Raw genomic sequence first — 12,583 nt, 5'->3', positions numbered from 1 at the left:
GCCAGCGGCCGGCACTACGTGATCCTGGGTTGCCGGCCAGCGGCCGGCACGACCGTTACGCGGCGCGTCGCAGGGTTTCAGTCAGCGACTCGATGCTGGCGGCCTTGGGTTTGACCAGCCAGAACTTGCCGATGTAGTCGCGGAACTCGTCCATGATCTGCTGCGCCCAGATACTGCCGGTCAGCTCGCGGTGGCGGCCGATCAGGCGGTGCAGGTGCTGGCGGTAGTTCTCGAAACCTTCGGCCGATACGCGGTGGATGTCGATCAGCTCGTGGTTGTAGCGGTCGACGAAATCGCGGTCGACGTCCAGCACGTAGGCCAGGCCACCGGTGAAGCCGGCACCGAAGTTCAGGCCGACCTTGCCCAGCACCAGCACCACGCCGTCGGTCATGTATTCGCAGCAGTGGTCACCGGCGCCTTCCACCACTGCCAGCGCGCCGGAATTGCGCACCGCGAAGCGTTCGCCCGCGCGGCCAGCGGCAAACAGCTCGCCACCGGTGGCGCCGTACAGGCAGGTGTTGCCGATGATGGCGGTGCTGCGCGCCTCGAAGCGCGCGCCACGCGGCGGACGCACCACCAGGCGGCCGCCGGCCATGCCCTTGCCGACGTAGTCGTTGGCTTCGCCTTCCACTTCCAGGTGCAGGCCACCCACATTGAACGCACCGAAGCTCTGCCCGGCACTGCCGCGGAAGCGCAGTTCCAGCGGTGCCTCGGCCATGCCCTGGTTGCCGTGCGCGCGGGCCACGGCACCGGCCAGGCGGGTGCCGATGCTGCGGTCGGTGTTGTGGATCAGGAAGCGGTGTTCGCCGCCGCGCTTCTCCTCGATGGCCTGGGCCAGCAGGCCGTCCATCTGCGTGGCCAGGCTGTCCGGCGATTCGTACAGGCGCTGTGCGGCGCAGTGGCTGCCTTCGTAACGGGCATCGGCCAGCAGGCGCGACAGGTCCACGCGCACACCCTCGCGCGGCGCGGCCTCGATCTGCCGCAGCAGGTCGGTACGGCCGACAATCTCTTCCAGCGAACGCGCGCCCAGGTAGGACAACCAGCCACGCACTTCCTCGGCCAGCAGGCGGAAGAAGTTTTCCACGCGCTCGGGCTGGCCGGTGAAGTGGTTCTCGCGCAGGCGGTCATCCTGGGTGGCCACGCCGGTGGCGCAGTTGTTGAGGTGACAGATGCGCAGGTACTTGCAGCCCAGCACGATCATCGGCGCGGTGCCGAAGCCGAAGCTGTCCGCACCCAGCAGTGCGGCCTTGACCACGTCCAGGCCGGTCTTCAGGCCGCCGTCGGTCTGCAGCAGGGTGCGCCCGCGCAGGTCGTTGGCCAGCAATGCCTGGTGCGCTTCGGCCACGCCCAGTTCCCACGGCACGCCGGCATAGCGGATCGAGCTGACCGGCGAAGCGCCAGTACCGCCGTCATGGCCGGAAATGGTGATCAGGTCCGCACCGGCCTTGACCACGCCCGCCGCAATCGTGCCGACGCCGGCATGGCTGACCAGCTTCACCGACACCAGCGCGGTCGGGTTGACCTGCTTGAGGTCGTAGATCAGCTGGGCAAGGTCTTCGATGGAATAGATGTCATGGTGCGGCGGCGGCGAGATCAGGCCGATACCTGGCTTGGCATAGCGCAGCCGTGCGATCAGTTCGTTGACCTTGTGGCCGGGCAGCTGGCCGCCTTCGCCGGGCTTGGCGCCCTGCGCGACCTTGATCTGCAGCACTTCGGCATTGACCAGATATTCGGCGGTGACGCCGAAACGGCCCGAGGCCACCTGCTTGATCTTGCTGCGGCGCTGCGTGCCGTAGCGTGCCGGGTCTTCGCCACCTTCGCCGGAATTGCTGCGGCCGCCGAGGCGGTTCATCGCGATGGCCAGTGCTTCATGCGCTTCCGGCGACAGGGCGCCGAGGCTGATGGCCGCGGTGTCGAAGCGCGGGAACAGTTCACTGGCCGGGGCGACTTCTTCCAGCGGCGTCGGCGCAGCGGCCGGCACCAGTTCCAGCAGGTCGCGCAGCGCCGACGGCGGCCGTGCATGCACGGCATCGCAGTACTGCTGCCAGGCACGCGGGTCACCGCTGCGCGCCGCGCGCTGCAGGGTGGTCACGACGTCCGGGTTGTACATGTGGTACTCGCCGCCGTGCACGTACTTCAGCAGGCCGCCGACATCCACGCCCTGCTGGGCATCCCAGGCCTGCGCGCACAGTTCGCGTGCATCGGCATCCAGGCGGGCGAAGCCGGCGCCACCGATGCGCGAGGCGGTATCGGGGAAGCACAGGTCGACCACTTCCGGTTCCAGGCCGATGATCTCGAACAGCTGCGCGCCGCGGTAGCTGGCCACGGTACAGATGCCCATCTTCGAGATGATCTTCGACAGGCCCTTGTAGACGCCCTTGCGGTAGCGGCGGCCGATCTGCGACTGCTCACCACCCTTGCTGAGCTTGAGGATGCCGCGGCGGCCCAGATCGAACAGGGTCTGGTAGGCCAGGTACGGGTACACCGCGGTGGCGCCAAAGCCGAGCAGGCAGGCCATGTGGTGCGGATCGCGTGCGGTGCCGGTTTCGACGATGAGATTGACGTCGCAGCGCAGGCCCAGGTGCGAGAGGTGGTGGTGGATGGCGCTGGTGGCCAGCAGGGCGTGCACCATCGGCCGCCCGGCCACCGGGTAGCGGTCGGACAGCAGCAGCATCACCATGCCCTCGCGGGCGGCCTGTTCGGCCTCGGCACAGATGCGCTCGATGCCGGCGCGCAGGCCTTCGTCCTCACTGTAGGACAGGTCGAGCAGGCGGTTGGCCTGCACGTACTGGTCCATCTTCAGCAGCTGGCGCAGCTTGCGCTGGCTCAGCACCGGCGAGTTGAGGATGACGTGGTTCACCGTCTCCGGGCCGGCATGGAAGATGTTGGTCTCCTTGCCGAGCTGGGTGGACAGGGACATCGCGCAGTCTTCGCGCAGCGGATCGATGGGCGGGTTGGTGACCTGCGCGAACGCCTGGCGGAAGTAGTCGTACAGCGGACGGCTGCGCTGGCTCAGCACCGCCATCGGCGTGTCATCGCCCATCGAACCGGTGGCTTCCTGTTCGGTCTCGGCCAGCGGCCGCAGCACCTGCTCCACTTCCTCGCTGCTGAGCTGGTACAGCTTGTGGTAGCTGCGCAGTGTGCCTTCGTCGAAGGGCTCTTCCACCAGCGAGGGGTCGATCAGTTCGGTCTGCAGGTAGGTGACGCCCTGCTGCAGCCACTGCTTGTACGGCGCGCGGCCACGGTTGATGCGGTCGATGGCTTCCGAATCGAGCAGGTCGCCGCGCTTGAGGTCGATGGCGATCATCTCGCCCGGGCCGAGCTTGCCCTTGCGCACCACGCGCTCGGTCGGCACTTCCCACACGCCGGCTTCGGAGGCAACCAGGAAGTGGCGATCGGCGGTCAGCATCCAGCGCGCCGGACGCAGGCCGTTGCGGTCCAGGGTACACACCGCGTAGCGGCTGTCGCAGGCGACGATGCCGGCCGGGCCGTCCCACGGCTCGCTGTTCAGGCCATGGAATTCGTAGAACGCCGCCAGGTCGGGATCCTTGAACTCCAGCGACTGGGTGGCCGGCGGCACCAGGATGCGCAGCGCCTGGATCAGTTCCATGCCACCGGACACCATCAGTTCCAGCATGTTGTCCAGGCTCTGCGAATCGGAGCCGTGCATGGAGATGACCGGATCGAATTCGGCGATGTCGAAGCGCGGGGTCTTCCACACCTTGCTGCGCGCCTGCGCCCAGCGGCGGTTGCCTTCGATGGTGTTGATCTCGCCGTTGTGGGCGAGCATGCGGAACGGGTGCGCCAGCGGCCAGCGCGGCAGCGTGTTGGTGGAGAAGCGCTGGTGGAACACGATGGCACTGGAGGCCAGTTCGCGGCGCTGCAGGTCCAGGAAGAAGCGGCTCAGCTTGTCCGGCAGCACCATGCCCTTGTAGCTGATCGCGTTGGGGCTGAGGGTGGTGACGTAGAAATCGGCGTGTTCGCGCAGCTGCTGTTCGCTGCGGCGGCGGGCCAGGAACAGTGCCAGCGCGAAGCCGCCGTCATCCTGGCCGACACCGGCATCGACGAACACCTGCTCGATGCGTGGCAGCGTATCGCGGGCCAGTTGGCCGCAGACGCTGTCATCGGTCGGCACCTCGCGCCAGCCGGCCACCCTGCAACCCACCGCTTCCACCTGGGCCTGCAACTGCGTGCGGCAGGCCTGGGCCGCGTCGGCGTCATGCGGCAGGAACACCAGACCGGCGGCAAAGCGCGCCGAGACCGTGATGCCGGCTTCGCTTGCCAGCAGTTTCAGGAAGGCATCGGGGCGGCGCAGCAGCAGGCCGCAGCCATCGCCGGTCAGCCCGTCGGCGGCAACGCCACCGCGGTGGGTCATGCGCGAAAGCGCGGCAATGGCGGTGTCGACCAGCAGGCGTGAGGGCTGGTCGTCAAGCTGGGCGACCATGCCGAAGCCACAGGCATCGCGCTCTGAGCGCGGGTCGTAAAGCCCTTGGCGGTTGCGGGGGGCCATCTCTACCTCGATGCGAAATGAAATGAGCAGGGACACTCGTGCCCGCTCATTCCCTGGAGCGCATCATGAGGCCACCGGATGCCTCGACTAGATCACAGTTGTTGCAACGCCGCAATACACGGTTGCGCGTGCAACCAAAACGCCGGCAAACCCTTGCCGGCGTTGGCTTTCCGTCAGCCGCAGCGAGCCCCGCTGACCAGGCCCTTTTCATCCACTTCGATGTTCAGGCGATCGCCGAGGAACTCCATCGTGGTCACGTCGTTGGGCTTGAGCACACGCACCTGGCTGGCGGCGGCATCTTCCTGGGCCTGCTTGCCCAGCGCATCGGTGTAGGTCTGGCCGACCAGGCTCTGCACCTGGCTGGCATCGCAGTTGCCGGCCGGCGGCGCTTCGGTGGCCTTGCCGGCTTCATCGGCCGGGGCCTTGGCGGCTTCGGCGGCCTGCTGGGCGTGGGCGGTGGCCGCATCCTGCTCATCCAGCGCTGGCGCCTGGCAGGCGGACAACGCCAGCACGGCCGGCAGCAGCAGGGCGGAGAGGGAACGGGCGCGAATCTGGAACGGCATCATGACTCCGGAACGGAAGGGACTGTGAAGGCCTCAGCATAGCCGCCCGTGGCCCCTCACGTGTTTGTCTTGCGTTATTGACGTGGCCACGCCGTGGCGAGCGCCACACTGGCGGCATGCCCTCTGCCCCCACCCCCGAACGACAGGCCGCACGCGCGGCGGGCCTGCGCTATGTCGATGACACCCAGCCCGGCATCAGCCGGCGTCGCGCAGGCAAAGGCTTTGCCTACCGCGATGCCGATGGCCATGCCGTGCGCGATGCCGCCACCCTGCAGCGCATCCGCGCGCTGGCCATCCCCCCGGCCTATACCGCCGTGTGGATCTGCGCCCACAGCAACGGCCACCTGCAGGCAACCGGCCGCGATGCGCGCGGGCGCAAGCAGTACCGCTACCACGCCGACTGGGCGGCGGTGCGCGATTCGGGCAAGTTCGACCGCACCATCTCCTTCGGCGAAGCGCTGCCAGGGCTGCGGCGCAGGCTCAGCCGCGATCTCAAGCAACGCGGCTTTCCGCGGGACAAAGTACTGGCGGTGGTGGTCGCGCTGTTGGCCGACACCCTGGTGCGGGTGGGCAATGAAACCTATGCCAAAGAGAACAAGTCCTATGGCCTGACCACGCTGCGCAACCGCCACCTGGACCTGCTGCGCGGTGGCCGCGTGCGCATGCGCTTCCGTGGCAAATCCGGGCAGCTGCACGAGGTGACCGTAGGCGACCGCCGCTTGGGCACGCTGGTGCGCGGCGTGCAGCAGCTGCCGGGGCAGGCGCTGTTCCAGTACCGTGACGACGACGGTGTCGTGCAGCCGGTGGATTCCGGCGCGGTGAATGACTACCTGCGTGAGGTGATGGGCGAAGACTTCACCGCCAAGGATTTCCGCACCTGGGGTGGCACCCTGGCGGCGGTGCAGACCTTTGCTGCCACCGAGCTGCCGGAACCAGCCAGCCAGCGGGCGCTGGCCAAGGCGCAGCGCGAGGTGGTGTGCCAGGTGGCGGCCCGGCTGGGCAACACGCCGGCCGTGTGCCGCAAGGCCTACATCGACCCGTGCGTGTTTGCCGGCTGGGAGCGCGGCGAGCTGGCGGCGTTGGCGGGCCTGCGCGGCCCGCGCCAGTGGGAGCAGGCCACGCTGAAGGTGCTGCGCCGGGCGCGGCGATTGGCAAAGCGCCGTGGGGCAACGGCCCCGTAGCGTCGAGCTTGCTCGACGGCTGTTACCCGCAATAAATGGCAGTGATGTTATTGGTGCGACCGGTTTCAATCGTCAGGCGATCTCCGCCTTCCTGCGCCGCACCCGCCGCAGGATCGGCCGTGCCGCTGGCGGTGTTGCCGCTGTGCTCGCGGCTGCCACGGGTGACCTGCACGTTCAGGCTGTCGCTGTCCACACGGGCGCGTTCGACGGTCATGTCAGAGGCAGCCAGCCCGACCGCGCCGCGCACCATGTCGGTGTGGCACTGGCCGGAAATCACGCCGTCGATGGGCTGGATCTGGGCGACCGGGCTGCTGCTGCAGGCGGCCAGGGCGAAGCAGACGGCGGCGGTGGCAATGGCATGTTTCATCTGGGCGTTCCTCGTGTCGTGGCCTGAAGAGTGCGACGACACACGTGGTGGCGGAATGAAGCCGTGCACGCCATGGACACGGTGCGCTCACTGCCGCTGACAGGCGAGATGGAGAGACTGCACGAGCGGCGCACGCCGCCCCCGGTAGTGCCGGCCGCTGGCCGGCAGCCCCTTTCCCTCCCGAGGAGACCCGCATGGCCACCACCAAGAAGACCCCCGCCCGCCGCAAGGCCTCACCCAAGGTGCGCAAAGGCAGCACCACGGCAAAGACCGTCGCCGAAGCCGACCGCCCCCGTGTGGTGAAGACCGCCACCCGCAAGGCTGCCGCCAGCGACCCGCGCGCGTCGCGCGTGGCGTCCCGGCAGCGGCGACTGCAGGACCAGGAAAAAGCCAAGGATGCGCGCGCCACCAGGAAGGCGACGAAGAAGACTGCGACCCAGGCGGGTCCGCGCAAGCAACCGGAAACGATGCCGGCCCAGCACCTGGCCAAGCCCGGTCACGAACATGCACTCGAACTCGCGCCGCGCTTCCTCGCCCCGGACTACGTGGGCAGCGGCAAACTGCAGGGCATGCGCGCGATCATCACCGGTGGTGATTCCGGCATCGGTCGCGCGGTGGCGGTGCTGTTCGCCCGCGAGGGCGCCGATGTGGCGGTGTTGCATCTAGACGAGGCCGAGGATGCGGACATCACCCGCCAGCATGTGGAACGCGAAGGCGGTCGCTGCGTGGTGATCGCCGGCGACGTGCGCGACCCGCGTTTCTGCAACAAGGCGGTGAAGCAGGTGGCCAAGGCCTTTGGTGGCATCGACATCCTGGTCAACAACGCCGCGTTCCAGCTGCATTGCCAGCGTCTGGAAGACCTGGAAGACGCCCACCTGCAGGAAACCCTGCAGACCAACATCGGCGGTTACATCCAGATGGCGCGCGCGGTGCTGCCGCACCTGGGCGAAGGCGCCAGCATCATCAACACCGGCTCGGAAACGGGCATCTTCGGCAGCAAGGCCTTGATCGACTATTCGGCCACCAAGGGCGCGATCCATGCCTTCACCAAGGCGTTGGCCAGCCAACTGCTGCCACGCGGTATCCGGGTGAACTGCGTGGCGCCGGGCCCGGTATGGACGCCGCTGAACCCCGCCGACAAGCAGGCGCAGGACGTGGCCGAATTCGGCAAGGACAGCGACATGGGCCGGCCCGCACAGCCGGAAGAATTGTCGCCGGCCTATGTGTTTCTGGCCTCGCCCGCGTGCGCCAGCTACATCAGCGGCGCGATCCTGCCGGTGATGGGCGGGCCGCGCGGCTGACGCGGCGGTGGTGCCGGCCGCTGCCCGGCAGCTATCCTCGGCGCACGCGAACAGAGGGTGGGGGCATGGACGGCACCGTTGAATACCTGTGGTTGCCGCCGGGCGCGATACCGCCCGAGCGGGCCTGCATCCCTTACCGCGCCATTGTTGCTGCCGAAGTCGCCGTGGAGGCGGACTGGCAGGCGCGGGTGAGCGACTGGCTGGTGCGCAGCGGATGCCGCTACATGATGGCCTGGGGCATCAACTGCAGCGGTTGGGATGATGCGGTGGACATGGCATCGCTGGAGGGCGAGGGCGCCGACTTCGTGATGACCACTTGGCATGATCATGACACCCTGGCGGAGGTGTTCGCGTTCTGCGCCATTGCCCAGCACCCTGCGCTGGAGCTGCCGCACACTCTGGTGTTGCATGTTGCTGGGGTGGCCGACCGGGCGCGCGTGCTTGCAGATGTTTAGGGCGCTGTTGCAGCAGGCGCATAAAGATCGGCGATGCGCGGAACGAACCGCTGCGGGTTGGCACGCAGGAGCTGCATACTCGGCCCACCTGACGGAAACGCTACATGGAAGATCACAACGGAGCTCGCATTCAATGGAATTGAACGGAAAGAGAAAGTTCTCCCAAGGTCCAGTCAGGCTGGAAGCGGTGGCTCCCATTGCAGGCGCTGCACGATGATCAACCTCGGCAGACCCTCCAGCCGTTTGACCAGCCTCCTCGCGCTGCTGCTGGCTTTCGCACCCTTCTGCACGGCAGCAGGCACGTTTGACATCGGCCTTGATGGAAAAAGCTCTTACCCGGAGCATTCACGCGACCAGGTACTGGAGCTCGAGAGAAACTCTGATGGCCGAATGCTGCATCGCGATGAACTGGATGCATTCAAGGCGGTGCTGGTCGAGCAGGGCTGGCCCACCTATCCCACCTCGGGCCCGGCCCTGATTGATGCGGCCGGCAAGCTGCTGGAGCGCTCTGGCCTGGATTTTGAGTTCCAGAAGTACATGCTCCGCGTTCTGGATCAACAGGTCGGCGACGACATCCGTCCTGCAATCTATGCACGACTTGCGGATCGCATCTACGCTTCCCACGATTCCAGCCAACTGTACGGAACCCTGCAGCAGCGGATCGATGATGTGTCTACGGTTGATCCGCCAGTAGCCTCGTTGGGCGCTCTGCTGTTCTTCCGTGACTTCTATGGTCTTCCCAGCCTGGAGGAGGAACTGGCCTCGGGCGGCATCGACTACGAAGCGACTTTGTCACAGCCACCGGCGACGTACACCCGGCCCGACATCCGGACGCTGCTCGGTGAGCTGATCCAGCCCGATCAGTCCTTGCGCACAGCCCTTAGCGCTGCGCGCAGCAAAGGTGATTCAGCACAGGTCGAGCTGCTCAAGGAAGCGATCGCTGCCTCCGATCGAGAAGGCCTGCGAAGGATCAAGCAGGTATTCGAAGACGTAGGCTTTCCGACGCGGGACATGGTGGGCATTGATGGTGTCTCCACGGCCTTCCTCCTGGTCCAGCACGCGGATGAGGATCCAGCGTTCCAGAAGCGGGCGCTGGAACTGGCCACGCCCTTGATGACGTCACGCGGGATGTCGCGTCGTCAGTACGCCATGTTGGCTGATCGTGTGTCATTGGCTGCCGGCGAGCCGCAACGCTACGGCACACAGATGACCCTCCAGAACGGCAAGTACGTGCTGCTGCCAACGTCCGATATTGAAGGCTTGGACAAGCGTCGCCTGCAGATGGCACTGGGCCCCTATCAGGCGATGCTTGACAGTGCCAACGCCGAGCGGCCGTGAACGGCGTCTGGTTGATGTTTCCACCGTCCAAAGTTCGCCCGTCGCAGATTTCTGGGGCGCCTGGGCCCCTACCGTTCGTCGGCCCATGACTTCCGGGGGGTTGACTACACGTGTCGTCACATCGACAGTAGCTACACGTGTAGTCAATGGAGTGGTGTCATGCGTGGCAAGACCATCGGGGACCAGGAACTGGCCCTGCTGCAGTACATCGATGAACATGCGCCGGCCAGTGTCGGCGAGGTCGCCAGTGGCTACGGCGAGGCCCGCGGGCTGGCCCGTTCCACCGTGCTGACGATGATGGAGCGGCTGCGTGCCAAGGGGTATCTTCAGCGCGAGCAGCAGGACGGCGTCTACCGCTACCAGGCCACGCGCGGCCCGGAAAGCGTGCTGCAGGGTGCTGTGGCCCAGTTCGTCGACAACACCCTGCAGGGCTCGGTGTCGCCGTTCGTGGCCTACCTGTCGCAGCGTCAGGAAGTCAGTGACAACGAGTTGGCCGAACTGGAAGCACTGGTCGCCCAACTTCAATCGCGTCGCCACGAGGGCTGAGCCATGGACACCACGATGCTGATTCCGCTGTTGGAACGCCTGGGTTGGACCAGCCTGCAGACCGTGCTGCTGGTGGCTCTGGTGTACGGCCTCTGCCGCGCCTTGCCCTCGCTGTCGGCCAGCACCCGCTGCCGCCTGTGGTGGCTGGTGTCGCTGCAGGCGGTGCTGGGCCTGTTCTGGAGCCAGCCGCTGCAGCTCGCCTGGCTGCCGGCGCCGCAGGCCGTGGCGATGAGCGCCACCGATCTGGCCGCCGATGCGATCCATCCGGTGGCGCCGGAACTCTCGGCGAATCTGCTGGCCACCGCGCCGATCAACCAGGCCCCTGACATTGCCGCGTCGATGGGCAGCGGCGTATCGCCGATGGCCTGGTGGGCGATGGCGCTGGCCGCGCTGTGGCTGTCCGGCGTGCTGCTGATGGCCTGGCGTACCTTCGGCGAGTGGCGCCAGTGCCGCGCGCTGCTGGCGGCCTCCCATCCCTGCGAAGATGCCGCACTGGTGCAGGCGCTGCAGCTGGCCGCGGATGCCCACGGCCTGCGCCGCGCCCCGCGCCTGTGGATGAGCGAACAGGTGGACGCGCCGCAGCTGGTGGGTCCGCTGCGCCCGGTGCTGCTGCTGCCGGCCGGTGCCAATGCCCTGCAGGGCGATGCGCTGGATCTGGCACTGACCCACGAGCTGCAGCACATGCAGCGCCGTGACCTGCAGTGGGGCCTGCTGCCTGCGCTGGCCCAGCACCTGTTCTTCTTCCACCCGCTGCTGCGCCTGGCCGTGCGCGAATATGCACAGGCCCGCGAGGAAGCGGTGGATGCGGCAGTGGTTGGTCAGCACGGTGCCAGCCGCCATGCCTATGGCCGCCTGCTGCTGCAGCTGGGTGTGGCGCCGCAGCCGCACCTGGGCGTGGCCAGTGCCGCGCCGAGCACCACCAGCCTGAAGCGTCGCCTGCTGAGCCTGCAGCCGCGTCGTGCCTGCCCGCGCCTGTTGGCCATGGGACTGACCGCCCTGGTGCTGGCGGTGGGTGTGGCGCCGATGCGTCTGGTCGCTGCTCCGATTCCGCCGACGCCACCCACACCACCGCCGCCTCCGGCCGCACCGGCGGCACCCGCCGTGCCTGCTACCGCCACCCACGTGGTGATGCCAACGCCGCCGGCCGCCCCTGCTGCGCCGCCAGCACCTCCGGCTCCCCCGGCTCCCGACCTCGACGACGATGAGGGCGACGACAGCTATACCACCGTGGGCCAGCTCCACCTCAGCAACGATCTGGAGCGTGGCCACGTCCTCATCGACCACGGCCGCAGCTATGCCAACGCCACCATCGATGACATCAAGCAGGCTCGCCATGATGTCGGCCGCGATGGCCCGGTGCTGTGGTTCCGCGAAGGCAACAAGCGCTACGCCGTACGTGACCTCGCGCTGATCGAACCGCTGCAGCGCGTCTATGCGCAGTCGGCCGAACTGGGTCGCCAGCAGGGCCAGCTTGGCCGTGAGCAGGGTGCACTGGGTCGCCAGCAGGGTGAACTGGGCCGCAGGCAGGCCGTGCACGCCCGGGAAATCAGCCGCGCAGCAACGCAGGCCGCCAGCAAGGCCCTGCGCGAAACCGACATCAACCGCCAGGCCGCGGCCGAAGCGGCCAGGGCGGTAAGCGGCTCGATGGATGACGCCGCGATTGCCCGCCAGGCGGCTGCCGAAGCGCGCCTGGCCATGCGCGAAGCGCAGGCCGTGCAGGACGCGCACAGCAAGGACATCAGCGAGCTGGCCGACCAGCAGGCCCAGCTGGGCCTGCGCCAGGCGGCGCTGGGCAACCAGCAGGCGGCGTTGGGCGAACAGCAGGCCCGTGTGCAGGCGCAGGCCTCTGCACAGGTGAAGCAGGTGATCGCCCGCGCGATGGCCAGTGGCAAGGCCCAGCAGCTCTGATACGGCTTGCCGGCCAGCGGCCGGCACTACCAGTAGATGGGGTAGTGCCAGCCGCTGGCCGGCACCATCAACCGCAGCTGGCGCGTTCGATCCTATTCTGTTCGTCCACGTGCACGGTCACCCGGTCCTGGCGGAAATCCATCGTCACCGCCATGCCGGGCTTCACCATCCGCGCGTTGCGGGCGCCGCTGTCAGCCACCAGCTTCTTGATCGTGGCCTCATCAGCGGGCTTGCCGGTGAAGGCTTCCAGCGCCTCGGGACGGCACTCATGCGTGCCCTCGGCGCCCTTGGGCGGCAGGGGGGCTGTGTCGGCGGTGCTGTTGGTACCGGCATGGCTGCAGGCCGCCAGCGGCAGGATGCTGGCCAGCAGCAACAGGGTTGTAGGGCGCATGGGCACGGCTCCGGTGAGGGGAC

At 67.6% G+C, this 12,583-nt stretch carries 10 protein-coding genes; 6 read left to right on the top strand and 4 right to left on the bottom strand.

The genetic code is table 11. The features are described from left to right. Window positions 1-55 precede the first annotated feature (55 nt). Window positions 56-4,510: a glutamate synthase large subunit gene (gene gltB, locus VER16_RS05385; RefSeq protein WP_324806041.1), complete on the bottom strand. Its 4,455-nt coding sequence runs from the start codon at window positions 4,508-4,510 to the stop codon at window positions 56-58. 173 nt (window positions 4,511-4,683) lie between these two features. Further along, window positions 4,684-5,073, bottom strand: a complete 390-nt coding sequence (locus VER16_RS05380) for an I78 family peptidase inhibitor (RefSeq protein WP_324806039.1) — start codon at window positions 5,071-5,073, stop codon at window positions 4,684-4,686. A 116-nt stretch (window positions 5,074-5,189) separates the two neighbouring features. Between VER16_RS05380 and VER16_RS05375 the strand changes: the two genes are divergently transcribed. Beyond that, window positions 5,190-6,254 (top strand): DNA topoisomerase IB, encoded by a 1,065-nt coding sequence (locus tag VER16_RS05375; RefSeq protein WP_324806037.1) that lies wholly within the window; start codon window positions 5,190-5,192, stop codon window positions 6,252-6,254. A gap of 22 nt (window positions 6,255-6,276) precedes the next feature. On the opposite strand, the gene VER16_RS05370 is transcribed toward VER16_RS05375, so the two are convergent. After that, window positions 6,277-6,621 carry a hypothetical protein gene (locus VER16_RS05370; protein ID WP_324806035.1) on the bottom strand — a complete coding sequence of 115 codons (345 nt, stop codon included), beginning with the start codon at window positions 6,619-6,621 and terminating at the stop codon, window positions 6,277-6,279. 194 nt (window positions 6,622-6,815) lie between these two features. Here VER16_RS05370 and VER16_RS05365 point away from each other — a divergent pair, with 194 nt between their 5' ends. From VER16_RS05365 to VER16_RS05345, 5 genes are all read left to right on the top strand, one after another. Next, window positions 6,816-7,922, top strand: a complete 1,107-nt coding sequence (locus tag VER16_RS05365) for an SDR family oxidoreductase (RefSeq protein ID WP_324806034.1) — start codon at window positions 6,816-6,818, stop codon at window positions 7,920-7,922. Between the two features lie 65 nt (window positions 7,923-7,987). Continuing rightward, window positions 7,988-8,377 carry a DUF7684 family protein gene (locus VER16_RS05360; protein WP_324806033.1) on the top strand — a complete coding sequence of 130 codons (390 nt, stop codon included), beginning with the start codon at window positions 7,988-7,990 and terminating at the stop codon, window positions 8,375-8,377. Window positions 8,378-8,590: 213 nt separating this feature from the next. Continuing rightward, on the top strand, window positions 8,591-9,715 hold the full coding sequence (locus VER16_RS05355; RefSeq protein ID WP_324806031.1) for a DUF6624 domain-containing protein: 1,125 nt from the start codon (window positions 8,591-8,593) through the stop codon (window positions 9,713-9,715). 159 nt (window positions 9,716-9,874) lie between these two features. Further along, on the top strand, window positions 9,875-10,261 hold the full coding sequence (locus VER16_RS05350) for a BlaI/MecI/CopY family transcriptional regulator (protein ID WP_324806029.1): 387 nt from the start codon (window positions 9,875-9,877) through the stop codon (window positions 10,259-10,261). A gap of 3 nt (window positions 10,262-10,264) precedes the next feature. Then, the gene (locus tag VER16_RS05345) at window positions 10,265-12,169 is read left to right on the top strand and encodes a M56 family metallopeptidase (RefSeq protein WP_324806027.1); all 1,905 of its coding nucleotides are present in this window, start codon (window positions 10,265-10,267) and stop codon (window positions 12,167-12,169) included. Window positions 12,170-12,236: 67 nt separating this feature from the next. Here the strand turns inward: VER16_RS05345 and VER16_RS05340 are convergent, their stop codons facing one another. Continuing rightward, a complete protein-coding gene (locus VER16_RS05340) occupies window positions 12,237-12,560 on the bottom strand; it encodes an I78 family peptidase inhibitor (protein ID WP_324806025.1) in 324 nt (107 codons plus the stop codon). Window positions 12,561-12,583 lie beyond the last annotated feature (23 nt).

The sequence above is a fragment of the Stenotrophomonas sp. genome (assembly GCF_035634915.1).
Classification (GTDB): domain Bacteria; phylum Pseudomonadota; class Gammaproteobacteria; order Xanthomonadales; family Xanthomonadaceae; genus Stenotrophomonas.
The sequence above is the reverse complement of the archived record's forward strand: the minus strand, read 5'-3'. Positions and strand labels throughout refer to the sequence as shown.